This window comes from Enterobacter sp. RIT418 (assembly GCF_003057745.1).
GTDB lineage: Bacteria > Pseudomonadota > Gammaproteobacteria > Enterobacterales > Enterobacteriaceae > Enterobacter.
The window spans coordinates 415,768-435,231 of record NZ_QBJD02000001.1 but is presented as its reverse complement, the minus strand read 5'-3'; the positions used below and the strand labels follow the sequence as shown (position 1 = coordinate 435,231).

Below are 19,464 nucleotides of genomic sequence, written 5' to 3'. Positions count from 1 at the left end.
TACCGCGGGTGCAGGCAGTTAGCGTGCTGCGTTATTTCGCTACCGGCAAATCCGCATACCGCGTCGTATACGCCGGAGAAAGCATTTCACGCTTCATTTTCCAGGCTTTCTCAATGCCCTGGCCGGCAAACCACACCTTGCCTTTCCCGGAATGATTCAGGCTGTCGATCACGTCCATTAATGCCGCGCTGTTGGCCTGCGGCTGCTGGGCATCGAACAAATTCAGCTGCGCGACGCCGCTGCTGAAAAAATCGGCCAGCATCACGCCCGCCTTCATGTAGCGATACCCATCGATCCATATGCGATCCAGCGCCGTCGTCGCGGCGCGGATAATATCGCGCGTGTCATTGGACGGGGTCATGAGTATCGTTGACGCCTGATTGCCGTAATAAACCTCATTGTCCGCATGCGGGCTGGTGCGTAAAAACACGCTGATGAGGCGGCAGTGCTGGCGTTCCCCGCGCAGCTTTTCCGCCGCGCGCTCCGCATACGCGCAGATGGCCTGGTGCATCTCAACGTATTCCGTAATGCGGTGCCCAAACGAGCGGCTACAGACGATCTGCTGTTTTGTGGGGGCAAACTCCTCCAGCCCCAGGCAGCACTCGCCGCGCAGCTCGCGGGCCGTGCGTTCCAGAACAACGTTGAAATGTTTTCTAAGAACCCATAGCGAGCTTGCTGCCAGATCCTGCGCCGTCGCGATCCCCATGGCGTTAAGCTTTTTCGTGATGCGCCGCCCTACGCCCCACACTTCCTCAACGGGGACGGCCGCCAGCAGCTTGCGCTGCCGTTCGGGGCAGGATAAATCGACAACGCCGCCCGTTGAAGGCCATTTTTTAGCCGCGAAGTTCGCCAGCTTTGCCAGGGTTTTCGTTGGGGCAATGCCCACGCCCACCGTCAAACCGGTGTTTTTATAGACGCTATCGCGCATTTGATGCCCAAATGCCTCCAGCGACATACAGTTGTTAACGCCCGATACGCTGACGAAGGCCTCATCGATGGAGTAAATCTCAATTGCCGGGGCCATATCCGTCAGCGTTTGCATCACGCGGCTGCTGAGATCGGCATACAGCGCATAGTTCGAGCTAAACACGTAAACCTGTACCGGATAGCCCTTCTCTTTGAATTTAAAATAGGGTTCTCCCATTTTGATGCCGAGCCGTTTAGCCTCCCGCGAAAGCGAAATGATGCAGCCGTCGTTATTGGAAACCACCACCACCGGCTTCCCTTTCAGGTCCGGTCGAAAAACCGTCTCGCAGGACGCGTAAAAGCTATTGACGTCAACCAGCGCGAACATGTTTATACGTTTTAAGCGTGTGGGTGACGACGCCGAAGATCTGTAGCTCCTCCTCGGACTGAAAGACAATCGGCCTATAGCCGGGATTGTGCGGCACCAGGCGAAGCGCGGGGCGCGTTTGCAGCTCCTTTACCGTGAACTCTCCGCCGACCGACGCCACGATGATGTCGCCATGCACGGCATCCAGCGATCGATCGACCACCAGCAGATCGCCGTCGCCGATCCCCGCCCCAATCATTGAGTCTCCGCTCACCTTCACAAAATAGGTCGCGCTGGGGTGTCTGACCACCAGCCGGTTAAGGTCGAGACGCTCCTCCACATAGTCCTGCGCAGGGCTAGGGAAGCCGCAGGGAACGCGCTCGACGAACAGCGGCAGTTCCACGTTTTGCCCGGAATGATAAGAAATGAGAGTGCTCATAAATGCCCTATTCACCATTTACTGTATTTATATACAGTATTACGGATCCTGGACAGCGATCAAGCCGCTTTCTGGGGGATTAAGCCAAACGCATTGAAGTGCGGGGGTTTTAATTTCGACAGGGCAAATCGTTTGGTCAGTTATTCAACAATCACCTTCACCCTGGGCTTCGACAGCAAAATGTGTATCAAACCGGCAAAGGGAACGGGCTTAAAGAAATAGTATCCCTGCTGGAAGGTAATGTTATTTCGGTTGAGGTAGTCAAGCTGGGCGCGGGTTTCCACGCCTTCGGCGACGATGCTGATAGAGAGCTTTCGCGCCAGATCCAGCACGCAATCGAGAATGCGGGTGGATTCATCGTGCTCATTTACCCTGCTCACAAAGCTGCGATCGATTTTGATGTAGTCAATGTGCAGATCGTGCAGATAAGAGAGCCCGGAATAACCGGTGCCAAAATCATCCAGCGCGATGGCGAAACCGTTCTCATGCAGCGCGTTCAGCGTCTGGACAAGATGTTCGTCAACGTTCAACGGCTCGCGTTCCGTCACCTCAACCACCAGGTTTAAATCCTTCCTGCTGAAACTGTTTTTGTAGTCAAGACAGTCATTTACAAAGGTAGGTAAGGTGATATGCGACGCGCTAAAGTTAATCCCGACGTGAAAACCTTCAGGCAGCTTGCTGGAAATCGCGTTCATGTGGGCAACAACCTGCGCCATCAGGCTCTTCGTTAGCGGCACAATCAGGCCGGATTTTTCAGCAATCGGAATAAACGACGCTGGGGAAATATAGCCCGCTTTAGGGTGCTTCCACCTGGCCAGCACCTCCACGCCCCGCAGCGTGCCTTCCCTTCCGTTGACGACGGGCTGATAAAACGGAACGATTTCCCCTTTTGCAATCGCGCGGCGAAGCGACTCCTCGGGAAGCGTATTTTTGTTCAGGTATTTGTAGACAACATAGGCAGAGAGGCAGGCGATAAGCAGCAGAAAGAGCAGGATGCCGCCCCCCTGCCTGACCAGCCTCTGTACGCTCAGCATCGGAGGGTGATTGTATTCAATGCTGTACGGGTCGCCCGCAGCCGCTACGCGGCCCACGCCCGGTGCTGGCGCTAGTTCCGTCGACACGTTGCCCGACGCGTCCATAACGCTGTGGCCCACCCGTAGCGTATAGGCCACGCCTTTGAGGGGAATATCCAGCGCCTCCTGAATATGGCGATCGCCGATGGTGGCCACAATCCGGTTGCCATCAGCATGGGTCTGATAAAGCAGAACCGGCGCGCCGTTTACCACCTTTTCCGTGGGCAACAGCAGCAGCGGTGCGTCCGGCAAGTCGGCTACGTTCGTCAGCAGCACGCGGTTGCCGGACAGCGACGAGCACGCTACTTTCCCTTGCTGGAGAATGAAAATCGTCCGCAGATGTGGCTGCAGCGCGGCCTCGGCGCCGAGCTGGAATTGCCCGTCCTGGCCGCATCCCTTTTGCGCAATGCCCCTCGCCGCGCGGGTGGCAAGACGCGCTTCGCCAAGAATCGCGTCCATATTTTTGACGGCAAACCGCGCGCCGGCCAAGCCGTCTGCCCGCGCTGAATACCATAGCTGGGCGTTGAGAATAAAAAAGCCAAACACCAGAACGGCGACGGCTGCGGCGAGCGGGATCAGGACATTGCGCATGGATGGCGCTTCCGTGTTTTACAGTGCGAATACAGAGAGCATGGCCGACAACGTTAAAAATAACCATGCTCTTTATTACAGATTTGCCGACGGGCATTTAGCAGGTAAACGCGTTTTCCTTCGCCAGGAAGAAAGGCCGTAAATACGCCACCGTATTGGACAATGGAATAACGTCGTCACTCAATTGAATCTTAAGCACGTCGCGAATGTAGCGCCTGCGGGTATCGATGCGCGCCCAGAGTTCAGGATAATCACGCCGGATCTCGGCCTGAAGATCGCGATCCGCCAGGGCGATGCTCTCCTCCGCGCTGGTCCCGGAATAGCCCTTCACGGAAGGAATGATATCGATTTGCAGGATCATGCCGCTTTTCAGGGTTTGTACGGAGCGGTCAAAAATGGGGGATGACATCCACTCTTCGTCCGCGCTGAGATGGCCCGGATTAAGGTGCCAGCCGTATATTTCTTTCGGCAGTACGGTCTCAATCAGCGAATATATCTCTCCACCCGTCATGCCGATGCGGATATTTTCAAGCCAGGCGACGACGGCCGCAAAATAGGGTTTGGCGACGCGGTCGAGATAATCTTTCTGGGTCTCCGGCAGCTCGCTTTCATCGGCAATGACAAACCCGGTGCGGCTGGATAATCCGCCCTTAAATCCGGTCGTCATCGAAAGCGGCTCGCCGCGCCGTATCGGCCTGTGCGTCGGGTACAGGTTGGCTTTTTCAAAGCGCGGCCCGCCGGCGGCAATGGTCACGACCGAATGATATTGCCCTTCCGCCGCAAGCGCGGCGCCGAGATCGGCCTCGCGAATGCCCGGAACCACCGCGTTCATGGCGTTAAGCATGCAGGTCGAGGCAAGATTCGCGCCGTATTCGTAGTGGGCAATTTCGTTGGCATTATTAGTCGTGCGCGCGCCGATATCACCGTCAATAAAAAGAGGCGTCGCGTTTTCAAGGACGGCAGTTTCTGAAACGCTGCGGCGAATAGCGTCGACAATAAAATAAGGCAGATCGAAAAGCTGCTTATTATTCGCACGCGCAGAGGTAAACATTTTCCAGCCGACTAGCCCAACGCGATGTATTGTTTGCAAGCCCGTTTCCCGCAGCAGCGTTTCCAGCGGTAAATCATTTTCCATCGGCTGGTTAGGCAAAGAAAAATAAGGGCTGTGCTTCAGCGTAACCGGAATACGGCAGTGTGCGGCCATCTTCAGATTTTCATTGCCGAGAATAACGGTCGCCTCTCCGCTTTTCTTAAGCATTAACAGCCCCTCTTCAAAGCGGGGAATAAAACCGGTCAGGTATTCAAAATTCGCGCCGTGCTCCTTATCGGCATAAATCATCAGCGCGTCAAATTCTTCGGCCGCCATTCGGGCAAGAATAGCGTCTTTTCGCGCCTGAAGGGTCCCGTCCGTGAGCGGAACGGGCGCCGCGTCGGAGAATCCGCGCGGCGCGATCGTCGCCTGAAGCTTTACTGCCTTAAAGTCCATATTTACTCCACCAGTGCGTTTAGCGTGTCGAGGGCTTCCTGAGGTAAAACAAGTTCCGCCGCCGCCAGGTTTTGCCGCAGATGCGCCACGGAAGACGTTCCAGGGATGAGCAGAATATTCGGCGAGCGCTGGAGCAGCCAGGCCAGCGCGACCTGCATCGCCGTCGCGCCCAGCGAATCGGCGACGGCCTGTAGCCCGGATGATTGCAGCGGCGTGAAGCCGCCCAGCGGGAAGAACGGCACGTACGCAATGCCCTGCTGCGCAAGGGAGTCGATCAGCGCATCGTCACCGCGGTTCACAATGTTGTACATGTTCTGCACGCAGACCACGGACACCGTCTTCTGCGCTTCGGCCACCTGCGCGGCGGTTACGTTGCTCAGGCCGATGTGGCGGACCAGCCCCTGCTGCTGTAGCTCCGCCAGCGCGGCGAGCGGCTCGGCAATCGATCCCTCCGCCGGACCGTGTGCGCTAAACATGATCCGCAGGTTAACCACGTCCAGGACGTCGAGCTGCAGATTGCGCAGGTTGTCATGCACGGCCTGCGTCAGCTCCTGCGCGGAAAACGCCGGCAGCCAGGCGGCATCGGCACCGCGCCGCGCGCCGATTTTCGTCACAATTGTCAGATCGTCCCGGTAAGGATGGAGCGCCTCGCGAATAAGCTGGTTGATCACGTGCGGGCCGTAAAAATCACTGGTATCGATATGGTTCACGCCCAGCGCCACCGCTTCACGAAGCACCTCCAGCGCCGCGTTTTTATCCTTCGGCGGGCCAAAAACGCCGGGCCCGGCCAGCTGCATTGCGCCATAGCCAAGTCGCTTAACGGTGCGCGTGCCTAACGTCCAGGTTCCGCTTTGATCGATGCTGCTCATCGTGACCTTCCTCATTAAAAAATTCGGGTTTACAAGAGGTTCCGTGACGGAACCATTAGTTAAGCAATAGTTAAATTAAAGTTTAATTTCGCTACGACGATAGTAGTTAGGTAACCCCAGCCAATATAACGGACGTAACCCATGCTAAAAAATCTGCACGTGATTACCGGAATTATTTTTGCTCTCACCATATTCTGTCTGCTGCAAGTTGTCACGGGCGGGTTGTTCTATTCCGCCGTCAACAATGACCGACATAACTTCCAGAACTCCGGGGTGCTGAACGCACAGCAGGAGAGCCTAAGCGACAGCGTTAACACGCTGGTGAAAACCCGCGTCACCGTCACCCGCGTGGCGATTCGCTATCTGAAAAACCAGCGCGATCCGGCGTCCCTGGAGGCCATCAATAAACTGCTGGGCACGGCCAGCGATTCTCTGACCAAAGCGGAAGCCTATTACGGCGCCTGGCAAAAAATGCCGCAGGTGAACGGCCAAAACGCGGCGCTCACGCAGGAGATGCAGAAATCCTGGAGCCAGATGCATGAGGTGATGCGCCTGTCGATTGAGTACCTGCGTGCGGATAACTACCAGGCCTACGGTGACCTCGACGCCCAGCAGGCGCAGGATAATATGGAGACGGTCTACACCCGCTGGCGCGCGGAAAACAATACCCTGCTTAAGGCTGCCGCCGAAGAAAACCAGAGCAGCTTTACCCAGATGCAGTGGACGCTTGCGGGCATTTTCCTTGCCGTTATCGCCGTGCTGGTCGTGATCTGGCAGGGCCTGCAGCATCTGCTGTTAAGGCCGCTTAAAACCATTATGGACCATATTCGCACCATCGCGGGCGGTGATTTGACCCGCACCATTCCCCTCTCCGGCCATAACGAAATGGGCCAGCTGGCCGCCGGGCTGGACGAGATGCAGCAGTCGCTGGTGAGCACGGTGAGCGCGGTGCGCGGCAGCACCGACGCAATCTATACCGGTGCAGGTGAAATTGCGGCGGGCAGCAACGATCTCTCCGCCCGTACCGAACAGCAGGCCGCGTCGCTCGAGGAGACCGCAGCCAGCATGGAAGAGCTGACCGCCACGGTCAAACAGAACTCCGATAACGCGCGCCAGGCCACGCTGCTGGCCAAGAACGCCTCCGATACCGCCGCGCGCGGCGGCCGCGTGGTGGATAACGTCGTGCGCACGATGACCGAAATCGCCGACAGTTCGCAGCAAATCGCCCACATCACCGGCGTGATCGACAGCATCGCCTTCCAGACCAATATCCTGGCGCTTAACGCCGCCGTGGAGGCCGCCCGCGCCGGAGAACAGGGCCGCGGATTCGCCGTGGTGGCGGGCGAAGTACGCACGCTGGCAAGCCGCAGCGCGCAGGCGGCAAAAGAGATCAAAGGGCTGATTGAGAACTCCGTGAACCGGGTCAATACCGGCTCTGAGCAGGTCAGCGAGGCGGGCGATACGATGAAAGAGATCGTCGCTGCCGTCACCCGCGTGACCGATATTATGGGGGAAATTTCATCCGCGTCCGACGAGCAGAGCCGCGGAATTGAGCAGGTGAGCCTGGCGGTATCGCAGATGGACAGCGTCACCCAGCAGAACGCCGCGCTGGTGCAGGAATCCGCTACGGCCGCGGCCGCGCTGGAAGATCAGTCCGAGCAGCTGCGCCAGGCCGTGGCGGCGTTTCGCCTGAACGTGCAGGAAAACGCCGCGGTTCCACGCGCCGCAGCCATTAAAACGCCGCAGCTCCTGCGACCGGCAACCGCCAGCGCGGGCACGGGCGATAGCCACTGGGAAACGTTCTGAATGAAAGCGCGGGCGAGTAAAATCGCCCGCGTTTATCAGGAGGCTAGCGGCTGCGCTTGGCGTGCCGCTCCCAGTTCTCCTGCTTAGCCTCATCTGATTTACGCAGCGATACGTAGCACGCCCCGCTGCCGCCGTGATGCGGCAGCGCCACGCAAAACGCCTGCACGTCGTCAAACTCCGCAAGCCAGCGCGCCAGATAGCTGCGCACCACGTTAGGATGGGAATATTGCTCACGCCCTTTACCGTGAACAATCACCAGATTGCGTAGCCCGTCGCGGACTGCCTGGCGGATAAAGGAAAACAGCATCTGCCGGCACTGCTCAACGGGCTGGCGTAACAGGTTCAGGCTGGCCTGGCGGGAGTATTTACCTGCGCGGAGCTTATCAATAACCCCCTGCTGTACCCCCTCTCGCTGAAACGCCAGCGGCTCGTCAAGCGGCAGCAGTTCCAGAAAACCCAGGGTCAGGAAGTTATCCAACTGCTCGGTGTCGATCTCCTGGCGAGGACGCGCGTTGCGGCCCGGCTGCCAGTGGACATCCGCGCAGCGCTTCAGGGGCTGGACATCTTCCATGGCGTCAAGAAAAAGGGATTTGTCGTCAGGGTTCATGGAAATCCTCCGGCTACATCTGAGCCTGTACTATACCCGCGCCCGATGCATGTCTCAATGACCGGGAAGATCGTAATATAAGTAATATTAATAAATAATTACCGAGAGAATATATCAAATAAGCAAACGAAAAGATTAAACGTTCCTTAATTAAAATTTCAGCATCGATAAAATATAAAATTTAAGTTAAAAATACGTGAAATCAATCACTCAATTTACTTTCTTTTTGGCGATTAACTGTTATAACTCATTATACCTGCCTGATGGACAAAACTCGCGGGATATGCGAAAGGATATACTGCTGTGTGTTCTATAGGGTCTGTTTGATGTCGACAGGCTCTATTTTTTTATTGTCTGGTTCTGACTTATTTCCCCTCTCAATATTACCCCAGAATTAACATCCACTTATTTAAAGAGAATGCGTCTTACCATTTCAGAGTATGGCTGAAAACGCCGCTGGCGTGATATTGTGTCGATCTGCCGACAGGATCGCGAAGCGCGCCAGGCTCGAACACATAGGATAAGAGGATGCTGAGATTACTCGAAGATAAAATCGACACCCCGCTTGGGCCGCTGTGGGTGCTCGCGGACGAGCAGTTCAATCTGCGCGCCGTCGAATGGGAAGAGCATAGCGACCGCATGGTGGAGTTACTCAACATTCATTATCGCGCTCAGGGTTACGAACGCATTGGCGCGACTAACCCCGGCGGGCTGAGCGATAAGCTTACGGCTTACTTTGAAGGCGATCTTGGCATCATCAATGAATTGCCCACCGCGACGGGAGGAACGCCTTTCCAGCGCGAAGTCTGGCAGGCGCTGCGCGCGATCCCCTGTGGACACGTCATGCACTACGGCCAGCTCGCGGAGCAGCTTGGGCGCGCAGGCGCCGCGCGCGCGGTGGGCGCGGCGAATGGCTCTAACCCCGTCAGCATTGTCGTCCCCTGCCACCGCGTGATTGGCCGCAACGGCACCATGACGGGCTATGCCGGCGGCGTGCAGCGCAAGGAGTGGTTGCTGCGCCATGAAGGGTATCTTTTGCTCTAAATGCCAGGCTTTTAGTGCTTAATTTTCTTCCGGTTAGGCTAAAAATCCTTATTAAATCTGTGGAATATCAAAGAGATGGCAACACGTTGCCCTCTCTTGTCTTTATTGGCGGTTTGCCAGGCTTACGTACTTACCAAAAAGATGTTAAAATTGACCAATATCAATTAAGGCTTGAGCAAACCTATGATCCCGGAAAAGCGAATTATACGACGCATTCAGTCTGGCGGTTGTGCTATCCATTGCCAGGATTGCAGCATCAGCCAGCTCTGTATCCCGTTTACCCTGAATGAGCATGAGCTCGATCAGCTTGATAATATTATCGAGCGCAAGAAGCCTATTCAGAAAGGGCAGACGCTGTTTAAGGCGGGAGACGAACTTAAATCGCTCTATGCTATCCGTTCTGGCACCATTAAAAGCTACACCATCACCGAACAGGGCGATGAGCAGATCACCGGCTTCCACCTCGCGGGCGATCTGGTCGGCTTTGACGCTATCGGTACGGGGCACCACCCGAGCTTCGCTCAGGCGCTGGAAACCTCAATGGTCTGCGAAATCCCGTTCGAAACGCTGGACGACCTGTCCGGTAAAATGCCTAACCTGCGTCAGCAGATGATGCGCCTGATGAGCGGCGAGATCAAAGGCGATCAGGACATGATCCTGCTGCTGTCCAAAAAGAACGCGGAAGAGCGTCTGGCTGCCTTTATCTATAACCTCTCCCGCCGTTTCGCGGAGCGTGGTTTCTCCCCGCGCGAATTCCGCCTGACCATGACGCGTGGCGATATCGGTAACTATCTGGGCCTGACGGTTGAAACCATCAGCCGCCTGCTGGGACGTTTCCAGAAAAGCGGTATGCTGGCCGTAAAAGGTAAGTACATCACCATTGAAAACGGTGAAGCGCTGGCGATCCTCGCCGGTCACGCTCGCAACGTGGCCTAACGCTCCCCGCACCGCCGATGCCAGATCGATAAATTTTCGTAATTATTGATCTGGCAAACTTCTCCCCCCTGTTTCATTCAACATATATAGGTTACTCTTTGAATTACAGACTGTGGTGACAGTTGTAAGGAGACCTGTATGGCAAAGTATCAAAACATGCTGGTGGCCATCGATCCTAACCAGGACGATCAACCCGCATTACGGCGTGCTGTGTATTTACATCAACGGATTGGTGGCAAAATCAAAGCGTTTTTGCCGATCTATGACTTCTCATACGAAATGACCACCCTTCTGTCGCCTGACGAGCGCACCGCAATGCGTCAGGGCGTGATCGGTCAACGTACCGCGTGGATCCGCGAGCAGGCGAAATATTACCTGGAAGCGGGCGTCCCTATTGAGATCAAAGTTGTCTGGCACAACAGACCTTTCGAAGCCATCATTCAGGAAGTCATCTCCGGCGAACACGACCTGCTGCTGAAAATGGCGCACCAGCACGACAAGCTGGAGTCCGTTATCTTCACCCCAACCGACTGGCACCTGCTGCGCAAATGCCCGTGCCCGGTGTGGATGGTTAAAGACCAGCCGTGGCCGGAAGGCGGAAAAGCGGTCGTTGCCGTCAACCTGGCAAGCGAAGAGGATTATCACAATTCGCTGAACGAGAAGCTGGTGAAGGAGACCATTCAGCTTGCCGATCAGGTTAACCACACCGAAGTGCATCTTGTCGGCGCGTATCCGGTAACGCCTATCAACATCGCTATCGAACTTCCGGAGTTTGACCCCAGCGTTTATAACGACGCCATTCGCGGCCAGCACCTGCTGGCGATGAAAGCGCTGCGCCAGAAGTTCAGCATCGATGAAAAAATGACGCACGTGGAAAAAGGCTTGCCTGAAGAAGTGATCCCGGATCTGGCAGAGCATCTGCAGGCGGGGATTGTGGTGCTCGGCACCGTGGGGCGTACCGGCATTTCAGCCGCGTTCCTGGGCAATACCGCAGAACAGGTGATCGACCACCTGCGCTGTGACCTGCTGGTCATCAAGCCGGATCAGTACCAGACGCCGGTTGAGCTGGACGACGACGAAGACGATTAATCCGTAAGATGAAAAAAAACCGTCGGGATACCGGCGGTTTTTTTTTGCCGGGTGGCACCTTCGCCTTACCCGGCCTACGGATTGCCAGGCCCGGTAAGCTTGCGCCACCGGGCTTTACCCTGTCAGAGTGATTTCAAAATCGCATCCACGCTGGCCTTGGCGTCGCCAAACAGCATGTGGGTGTTCTCCTTGAAGAACAGCGGGTTCTGAACGCCTGCGTAGCCGGTATTCATCGAACGTTTGAAGACAATCACGTTCTGCGCCTTCCACACTTCCAGCACCGGCATTCCGGCGATTGGGCTGCGCGGATCGTCCTGCGCCGCCGGGTTCACGGTGTCGTTAGCACCGATAACCAGCACGGTGTCGGTATCGGAGAAATCATCGTTGATTTCGTCCATCTCCAGCACGATGTCGTAAGGCACTTTCGCTTCCGCCAGCAGCACGTTCATGTGGCCCGGCAGACGCCCCGCAACCGGGTGAATACCGAAGCGCACCTTGATGCCGCGAGCGCGCAGCTTCTCGGTGATTTCCGCCACTGGATATTGCGCCTGCGCCACCGCCATGCCGTAGCCTGGGGTGATGATGACCGTGTGCGAGTTTTTCAGCATTTCCGCCGTCTCTTCCGCGCTGATTTCGCGGTGCTCGCCCGCTTCCTCATCGGAACCGGTAGATGAGCCGTCGGTACCAAAACCGCCCGCAATGACGCTGATAAACGAGCGGTTCATCGCCTTACACATGATGTAGGACAGAATCGCACCGGAGGAACCGACCAGCGCACCGGTCACGATCAGCAGGTCGTTGCTCAGCATAAAGCCTGCCGCCGCGGCCGCCCAGCCGGAGTAGGAGTTCAGCATGGATACCACAACCGGCATATCCGCCCCGCCGATCGAGGCGACCAGATGCCAGCCAAACGCCAGCGCGATGATGGTCATCACCAGCAGGGCAAGAACCTGCAGGCCCACGCTTTCGGTACGCACGAAGATCACCATCAGCAGGAAAGAGACCACCAGCGCCGCCAGGTTCAGCTTGTGGCGGTTAGGCAGCATCAGCGGTTTAGACGAAATCTTACCGCGCAGCTTGCCGAAGGCCACAATCGACCCGGTGAAGGTCACCGCACCGATGAAGATGCCGAGGAACACTTCCGTCAGGTGGATGTTCACCAGGATCGGCTCCATGCCCGGTTCGTGGTACAGGTAGCTGTTAAAGCCCACCAGCACTGCAGCCAGGCCCACGAAGCTGTGCAGGATCGCCACCAGCTCCGGCATCTCGGTCATCTCAACGCGTTTTGCCAGGCGAATACCAATCGCACCGCCGATGATCATCGCCACCAGGATCCACGCCACGTTGCCGGTGTCCGGCCCGAAGATGGTGGCAATCAGCGCAATCGCCATCCCGGCGATACCAAAGTTATTTCCCTGCTGAGACGTTTCGTGTTTGGAAAGCCCCGCCAGGCTGAAAATAAACAGGATTGCAGCCACAATGTATGCGGCCGTCACTAATCCTCCAGACATATGCTACCCCTTAGCCTTTACGAAACATTTTCAGCATGCGCTGAGTCACGGTGAAACCACCGAATATATTGATACTGGCGATCAGCACCGCGATGAAGCTCAGGAAGCTGATCCAGCCGCCGTGACCAATTTGCAGCAGCGCCCCCACCACGATAATGCCGGAGATGGCGTTGGTGACCGACATCAGCGGCGTATGCAGCGCATGGGAAACGTTCCACACAACGTAGTAACCCACCACGCAGGAGAGCGCGAAGACGGTGAAGTGGCCGAGGAATTCTTTCGGCGCCACGTCTGCCAGCCAGCCAAACAGGACGATGACCAACGCCATGATGGCGTATTTGCGCCATGGAGAAGCCGGTTTTGCCGGTTCTTTGGGTTCTGGCGCGGCTTTCGGTGCCGCCTGAGGCTGCGCGGAAACCTGAATCGGCGGCGCAGGCCAGGTGATTTCGCCCTCGCGCACGACCGTTACGCCGCGCACGACCACGTCGTCAAAATCAACGGTAATGTTGCCGTCTTTTTCTTTGCACAGCAGCTTAAGCAGGTTGACGAGGTTGGTGCCGTACAGCTGGGAGGATTGCGTAGGCAGACGGCCCGGCAGATCGGTATAGCCGATGACCTTCACGCCGTTGGTGGTGGTGGTCACCTGGTTCGGCACGGTGTACTCACAGTTGCCGCCGTTCTGCGCGGCCAAATCGACAATGACGCTGCCCGGCTGCATGGAATCCACCATTTCGCGGGTGATCAGCGTCGGTGCCGGTTTGCCCGGAATAAGCGCCGTGGTAACGATAATATCGACCTCTTTCGCCTGCGCGGCGAAAAGCGCCATTTCCGCTTTGATGAATGCCTCAGACATCACCTTCGCGTAGCCGTCGCCGCTGCCCGCCTCTTCCTTGAAGTCCAGCTCAAGGAACTCGGCGCCCATACTTTGTACCTGCTCCTTCACTTCAGGGCGGGTATCAAAGGCGCGAACGATCGCCCCCAGGCTGTTCGCCGCGCCGATGGCGGCAAGGCCGGCCACGCCGGCGCCAATCACCATCACTTTCGCCGGGGGAACTTTGCCCGCGGCAGTGATCTGACCGGTAAAGAAGCGGCCAAACTCGTGTGCCGCCTCGACGATCGCGCGGTAGCCGGCGATGTTAGCCATCGAGCTTAAGGCATCCAGCGACTGCGCGCGCGAAATACGCGGCACGGAGTCCATCGCCATCACGGTCACGCCGCGCGCCGCCAGTTTTTCCATCAGCTCAGGATTCTGGGCAGGCCAGATGAAGCTTACCAGCGTGGTGCCTGCGTTCAGCAGGGCAATCTCACTCTCTTCCGGCGCGTTCACCTTTAATATGACCGGTGATTGCCACACCTCAGCACCGTCCACTATTTCCGCGCCAGCCTGAATAAAGGCTTCATCGTCGAAGCTCGCCAGCTTGCCCGCGCCGCTTTCAATCGCGACGGTAAAACCCAGTTTACGCAGTTGCTCCACCGTTTTCGGCGTGGCCGCTACGCGGGTCTCATTGGCAAACCGTTCTTTTGGTACCCCAATACGCATAGTTTTCCCTTCCATCGGTTATTGATGATGGTTTGTCGATAAATGCCCGCGGTCCGTGTCATTTTTCGCGCTATTGACAGCCGCGAAGAATGATAAACCCCGGAAAATAAAACAGTAACAAACTTTCTATAACCTACTGAAAATACCGCCTGCGATCTACCGCCTGAAAACACTATTTCTTACTTTATCTGTGAAAAATAGGCGATCGGCGTCGCTGACAGCGATATTTACCTTTAAATCATTGCCAGAACCGATAAATCGCGCAAGCGAAGCGGTAAAAACATGATATAGCCCCATAACAGAACAACTCATTAACATTAAATTAACTTGTAAAAGTCATATGCTTTATCAGTTTTACTTGTCAAACGTCTGTTTTTTCAACATATGAGCAAATGTTATCGAATCGCATCACGCCATGGGCACGGGGTGTGAAAAATGGCGCAGACAGCAATAGGATTTAAATGCCATAATCGAGGCCGTTTTCAAATTAACAACAATACCAGTACATGGTTTGCGCAAGGCGAAGGACTATTTTTATGAAGCTTAAGAACACACTCCTGGCGTCCGCTCTTCTTTCTGCGACCGCCCTGTCTGCGAATGCCGCGACAGAGTTAACGCCGGAGCAAGCGGCAGCGTTAAAACCTTTTGACCAGACGGTCATTGTGGGTCGTTACAACTCCATTGGTGACGCGGTTAACGCGGCATCCAAAGCCGCCGATAAAAACGGCGCTGCCTCATTCTACGTGCTCGATCAATCCGATCAGGGCAACAGCGGCAACCAGCGCGTGACGATTGCGCTGTATAAAGAAAATGCGCCGTCGGCCGATGAGCCAAAAAACCGCGTGATTAACGGTATCGTTGAACTGCCTAAAGATCAGGCTATTGCCCTGGAGCCGTACGACACCGTGACCGTTCAGGGTTTCTACCGCAGCCAGCCGGAAGTCAATGACGTCATCACCAAGGCCGCGAAGGCGAAAGGCGCTTACTCCTTCTACATCGTGCGTCAGGTTGATGCTAACCAGGGCGGCAACCAGCGTATTACCGCATTTATCTATAAAAAAGATGCGAAAAAACGCGTGCTGCAAAGCCCGGACGCTATCCCTGCTGATTCCGACGCGGGCCGCGCGGCGTTAGCGAAAGGCGGTGAAGAAGCGAAGAAAGTTGAAATTCCAGGCGTCGCCACCACGGCGTCACCGAGCGCTGAAGTGGGCCGCTTCTTTGAAACGCAAACCACCAAAGGTGGCCGTTACACCGTCACGCTACCGGACGGCACCAAAGTTGAAGAGCTGAACAACGCCACTGCTGCGCAGATGGTCCCGTTCGACAGCATCAAGTTTACCGGCAACTACGGCAACGGAACGGAAGTGTCTTATCAGGTTGCCAAGCGTGCGGCGAAGAAAGGCGCGAAGTATTACCACATTACCCGCCAGTGGCAGGAACGCGGTAACAACATGACCATCAGCGCCGACCTGTACAAATAACGAGTCGTTTACTTCAGGGGTAGCGCTATGCTGCCCCTTTTTTTGTCACTTTTATGTGAATTTCTGTTGCACATCATTGCATGCCTTCACGACTCTCCGTAAAATTCCGCGCCTTAGTGTGATCCACCATTTTTATGCGCCTGTGCGAAATAATTATTCTGGATTTCGACCTTTCATAACAGGAAGCCAATGGAAAAGAAACTTGGCCTGAGTGCTTTGACTGCACTCGTTTTAAGCTCAATGCTGGGCGCGGGCGTATTCAGTTTGCCGCAGAACATGGCGGCGGTCGCCAGCCCTGCCGCGCTGCTGATTGGCTGGGGCATTACCGGCGTGGGGATCCTGCTGCTGGCCTTTGCGATGCTGCTGTTAACGCGCATTCGCCCCGATCTTGACGGCGGCATTTTCACCTACGCGCGCGCGGGCTTCGGCGAGCTGATTGGCTTCTGCTCCGCCTGGGGCTACTGGCTGTGTGCGGTGATCGCCAACGTATCGTATCTGGTGATCGTCTTCTCGGCGCTCAGTTTCTTTACCGACACGCCCGAGCTGCGTATTTTCGGCGACGGTAACACCTGGCAGTCCATCGTGGGCGCATCGGTGCTGCTGTGGATTGTCCATCTGCTTATTCTGCGCGGCGTTCAGACCGCAGCCAGCATCAACCTCGTGGCGACGCTCGCCAAGCTGGTGCCGCTGGGCCTGTTCATCGTGCTGGCGTTTATCGCCTTTCGTCTGGACGTCTTCAACCTTGACTTCACCGGCCTCGCGCTAGGCGTTCCCGTCTGGGAACAGGTGAAAAACACCATGCTGATCACGCTGTGGGTGTTTATCGGCGTGGAAGGCGCGGTGGTGGTTTCCGCCCGCGCGCGCAACAAGCGCGACGTAGGACGCGCCACGCTGCTGGCCGTTTTAGCGGCGCTGGGCGTTTATCTGCTGGTCACGCTGCTCTCGCTCGGCGTGGTCGCACGTCCTGAGCTTGCGGAGATGCGTAACCCGTCAATGGCCGGGCTGATGGTGAAAATGCTTGGTCCATGGGGTGACGTGGTGATTGCCGCTGGGCTGATCGTCTCCGTATGCGGCGCTTACCTGAGCTGGACGATCATGGCGGCAGAAGTACCGTTCCTGGCCGCCACGCACCGGGCGTTTCCGCGCCTGTTCGCGCGCCAGAATAAAAACAATGCGCCTTCGGCGTCGCTGTGGCTGACCAACATTAGCGTGCAGGTCTGCCTGGTGCTGATCTGGCTCACAGGTTCGGACTACAACATCCTGCTGACCATCGCGTCCGAAATGATTCTGGTACCCTATTTCCTCGTCGGCGCATATCTGTTAAAAATCGCTACCCGACCGGCACACTATGTTGTCGGTGTCGGTGCCTGCATTTACGGGCTATGGTTGTTATATGCTTCCGGTCCGATGCACCTGCTGCTGTCTGTGGTGTTGTACGCGCCCGGCCTGCTGGTGTTTATCTACGCGCGTCGTACCCACCAGCTGGAAAACGCGCTGAAGCGCCGCGAAATGGCGTTGATTGGATTGCTACTGGTCGCGGCCGTGCCGGCAACGTGGATGTTAATGGGATAATCAAACCTTTCCCATTGTTGAACTGAAAGGAGAAAATGATGGGAAACGCACAGCAACGCCCAATTTTGATTACCGGAGGAGGCCGACGCATCGGCCTCGCCCTCGCCCATCACTTCCTCAACCTCCGCCATCCGGTTATCGTCAGCTATCGTAACGAATACCCTTCCATTGAGGGGCTACGCAAAGCGGGCGCCGTCTGTATTCAGGCCGATTTTTCCACGGACGAAGGCATTCTACGCTTTGCCGAGCAGGTAAAAGCTGAAACCGGCGGGCTGCGGGCGATCGTTCACAATGCCAGCGCATGGCAGGCAGAAACGCCCGGCACGCCGCTCGGCGAAACGCTCTCCTGCATGCTGCAAATCCACGTCAACGCCCCTTATTTGCTCAACCATGCTCTGCAGGAACTGCTGCGCGGCCACGGGCACGCGGCCGGAGATATTATTCATTTTACGGATTATGTCGTGGAGCGCGGGAGCGACAAGCATATTGCCTACGCGGCCAGCAAAGCCGCGCTGGATAATATGACCCGCTCGTTTGCCCGCAAGCTGGCTCCGGAGGTTAAGGTGAACGCCATTGCCCCGGCGATGATTCTGTTTAACGAAGGCGATGACGCGGAGTACCGTCAGCAGGCGCTCAATAAATCGCTGATGAAGATCGCGCCCGGCGAAAAAGAGGTGATCGACCTGATCGACTACCTGCTCACCAGCTGTTATGTCACTGGCAGAACCTTTGCCGTGGATGGCGGGCGCCCGCTGCGCTAGTGGAATCGGCTCCAGAAGAAGATTAAGACCCAGGCGCTGAGGCTCCAGCAGACCACGGCGCCGCCCAAGGCAAGCGGCAGCCGCATCACGCCGGTGAAATACCACAGCGACAGGAGATACAAAAAGTAGGGAATAATCGACCACATGCCGAACACGATGGTGGCGCGCAGGGCCTCGATGCCGCGCTCTGACGCCACGATGTAATGCGCAATCAGCGCAAAGGTCGGAAACAGCGGGATAAGTCCGGCAATATAGTAATTCTTCGTTTTCGTCAGCACGCCAATCAGCAACACCACCAGCGCTCCCAGCGCGGCTTTGAGCAGCAGTCCCATCGCTTTCCCTATAACATTCGAGTAACAATAAAACGCAGCATAGCGGAACCGGCGTTAATTTTGAAAGATTAATGGAAGGTTAAGGTTCTGCGGTGTATGTTGGCATTTTTCGCCATAACAGACGCTGTATGAATAAGATTGTTTATGTGGAAGATGAGCCAGAGGTTGGGCAACTGATTGCTGCCTATCTCGGCAAACACGATATGGACGTTATTGTTGAGCCTCGCGGCGATCGCGCAGAAGAGGTGGTCATGCGCGAAAACCCGGATCTGGTGCTGCTGGATATCATGCTGCCCGGTAAAGACGGGATGACGCTCTGCCGGGACCTGCGGGCACAGTGGCACGGCCCGATCGTGCTGTTAACCTCGCTGGACAGCGATATGAACCACATTCTTTCGCTGGAGATGGGGGCAAATGATTATATCCTCAAAACCACGCCTCCCGCCGTGCTGCTGGCACGCCTGCGCTTGCACCTGCGCCAGCGCGCCAGCAATGAACACGAGCCTGCGCCTTCTTCTTTGACGCCGCATAAAGCGATGCGTTTCGGCACCCTTTCTATCGATCCGGTTAACCGCCAGGTGATGCTTTCCGGCGAGCCCGTCGCGCTCTCAACGGCAGATTTCGACCTGCTGTGGGAGCTGGCCACGCACGCCGGGCAAATCATGGATCGTGACGCCCTGCTGAAAAACCTGCGCGGCGTAAGCTACGATGGAATGGACCGCAGCGTGGACGTTGCCATTTCGCGCCTGCGCAAGAAGCTGCTGGATAATGCAACGGAACCGTATCGCATTAAGACCGTGCGTAACAAAGGCTACCTGTTTGCGCCGCACGCCTGGGAAACCTGATTGCGTTGCAATCTGCATAATAGTGCTTAAATACGCCTGAAAATACCGAGAGGTACTGCAGGCGTTAAATATTTCCGAAATAAATTTTGAATTTTTCAACAAGGTTTCCTAATACATCTTATCATAACGCGCCCCCTTATTAATCGAGACATTAAGGAATGTATATTACAACATCAAAATAAAAAATCTTTCTCGCATGCCATGGGATA

At 56.1% G+C, this 19,464-nt stretch carries 17 protein-coding genes; 8 read left to right on the top strand and 9 right to left on the bottom strand.

The window, feature by feature from the left end; genetic code table 11:
- Positions 1 to 31 precede the first annotated feature (31 nt).
- From umuC to DBY73_RS02170, 5 genes are all read right to left on the bottom strand, one after another.
- Positions 32 to 1,294: a translesion error-prone DNA polymerase V subunit UmuC gene (umuC, locus tag DBY73_RS02190; RefSeq protein ID WP_112009577.1), complete on the bottom strand. Its 1,263-nt coding sequence runs from the start codon at positions 1,292 to 1,294 to the stop codon at positions 32 to 34.
- Positions 1,278 to 1,712: a translesion error-prone DNA polymerase V autoproteolytic subunit gene (gene umuD, locus DBY73_RS02185; RefSeq protein WP_112009615.1), complete on the bottom strand. Its 435-nt coding sequence runs from the start codon at positions 1,710 to 1,712 to the stop codon at positions 1,278 to 1,280. The genes umuC and umuD overlap by 17 nt, the downstream gene beginning before the upstream one ends.
- 140 nt (positions 1,713 to 1,852) lie before the next feature.
- Positions 1,853 to 3,376 carry a cyclic diguanylate phosphodiesterase gene (locus tag DBY73_RS02180; RefSeq protein ID WP_112009576.1) on the bottom strand — a complete coding sequence of 508 codons (1,524 nt, stop codon included), beginning with the start codon at positions 3,374 to 3,376 and terminating at the stop codon, positions 1,853 to 1,855.
- A 97-nt stretch (positions 3,377 to 3,473) separates the two neighbouring features.
- A complete protein-coding gene (locus DBY73_RS02175; protein ID WP_112009575.1) occupies positions 3,474 to 4,862 on the bottom strand; it encodes a M24 family metallopeptidase in 1,389 nt (462 codons plus the stop codon).
- A 2-nt stretch (positions 4,863 to 4,864) separates the two neighbouring features.
- Positions 4,865 to 5,731, bottom strand: coding sequence for an aldo/keto reductase family oxidoreductase (locus DBY73_RS02170; RefSeq protein WP_112009574.1), 867 nt, complete (start codon positions 5,729 to 5,731; stop codon positions 4,865 to 4,867).
- Between the two features lie 141 nt (positions 5,732 to 5,872).
- On the opposite strand from DBY73_RS02170, the gene DBY73_RS02165 reads away from it, so the two are divergent.
- Positions 5,873 to 7,537: a methyl-accepting chemotaxis protein gene (locus DBY73_RS02165; protein WP_112009573.1), complete on the top strand. Its 1,665-nt coding sequence runs from the start codon at positions 5,873 to 5,875 to the stop codon at positions 7,535 to 7,537.
- 43 nt (positions 7,538 to 7,580) lie between these two features.
- Here DBY73_RS02165 and smrA read toward each other — a convergent pair whose 3' ends face one another.
- Positions 7,581 to 8,144, bottom strand: a complete 564-nt coding sequence (gene smrA, locus DBY73_RS02160; RefSeq protein ID WP_112009572.1) for a DNA endonuclease SmrA — start codon at positions 8,142 to 8,144, stop codon at positions 7,581 to 7,583.
- A 528-nt stretch (positions 8,145 to 8,672) separates the two neighbouring features.
- On the opposite strand from smrA, the gene ogt reads away from it, so the two are divergent.
- From ogt to uspE, 3 genes are all read left to right on the top strand, one after another.
- Entirely contained in the window at positions 8,673 to 9,188 is a 516-nt protein-coding gene (ogt, locus tag DBY73_RS02155) for a methylated-DNA--[protein]-cysteine S-methyltransferase (RefSeq protein ID WP_112009571.1), read from the top strand.
- A gap of 183 nt (positions 9,189 to 9,371) precedes the next feature.
- Entirely contained in the window at positions 9,372 to 10,124 is a 753-nt protein-coding gene (fnr, locus tag DBY73_RS02150; protein ID WP_112009570.1) for a fumarate/nitrate reduction transcriptional regulator Fnr, read from the top strand.
- A 138-nt stretch (positions 10,125 to 10,262) separates the two neighbouring features.
- Entirely contained in the window at positions 10,263 to 11,213 is a 951-nt protein-coding gene (gene uspE, locus DBY73_RS02145) for a universal stress protein UspE (RefSeq protein ID WP_112009569.1), read from the top strand.
- 122 nt (positions 11,214 to 11,335) lie between these two features.
- Here uspE and pntB read toward each other — a convergent pair whose 3' ends face one another.
- Both pntB and pntA read right to left on the bottom strand, forming a co-directional pair.
- Positions 11,336 to 12,724, bottom strand: coding sequence for a Re/Si-specific NAD(P)(+) transhydrogenase subunit beta (gene pntB / locus DBY73_RS02140; RefSeq protein ID WP_112009568.1), 1,389 nt, complete (start codon positions 12,722 to 12,724; stop codon positions 11,336 to 11,338).
- Between the two features lie 10 nt (positions 12,725 to 12,734).
- Positions 12,735 to 14,264: a Re/Si-specific NAD(P)(+) transhydrogenase subunit alpha gene (gene pntA, locus DBY73_RS02135; RefSeq protein WP_112009567.1), complete on the bottom strand. Its 1,530-nt coding sequence runs from the start codon at positions 14,262 to 14,264 to the stop codon at positions 12,735 to 12,737.
- Positions 14,265 to 14,800: 536 nt separating this feature from the next.
- Here pntA and ydgH point away from each other — a divergent pair.
- The 3 genes from ydgH to folM all read left to right on the top strand — a co-directional run bounded on the left by ydgH (position 14,801) and on the right by folM (position 18,078).
- A complete protein-coding gene (ydgH, locus tag DBY73_RS02130; RefSeq protein WP_112009566.1) occupies positions 14,801 to 15,745 on the top strand; it encodes a DUF1471 family protein YdgH in 945 nt (314 codons plus the stop codon).
- Between the two features lie 189 nt (positions 15,746 to 15,934).
- Complete coding sequence (locus DBY73_RS02120) at positions 15,935 to 17,317, top strand: amino acid permease (RefSeq protein WP_112009564.1); 1,383 nt, start codon at positions 15,935 to 15,937, stop codon at positions 17,315 to 17,317.
- A 38-nt stretch (positions 17,318 to 17,355) separates the two neighbouring features.
- Positions 17,356 to 18,078, top strand: a complete 723-nt coding sequence (gene folM, locus DBY73_RS02115; protein ID WP_112009563.1) for a dihydromonapterin reductase — start codon at positions 17,356 to 17,358, stop codon at positions 18,076 to 18,078.
- Here folM and DBY73_RS02110 read toward each other — a convergent pair.
- Positions 18,075 to 18,410: a GlpM family protein gene (locus tag DBY73_RS02110; protein ID WP_112009562.1), complete on the bottom strand. Its 336-nt coding sequence runs from the start codon at positions 18,408 to 18,410 to the stop codon at positions 18,075 to 18,077. The genes folM and DBY73_RS02110 overlap by 4 nt on opposite strands.
- Positions 18,411 to 18,538: 128 nt before the next feature.
- Between DBY73_RS02110 and rstA the strand changes: the two genes are divergently transcribed.
- Positions 18,539 to 19,255: a two-component system response regulator RstA gene (gene rstA / locus DBY73_RS02105; RefSeq protein ID WP_112009561.1), complete on the top strand. Its 717-nt coding sequence runs from the start codon at positions 18,539 to 18,541 to the stop codon at positions 19,253 to 19,255.
- Positions 19,256 to 19,464: the final 209 nt, after the last annotated feature.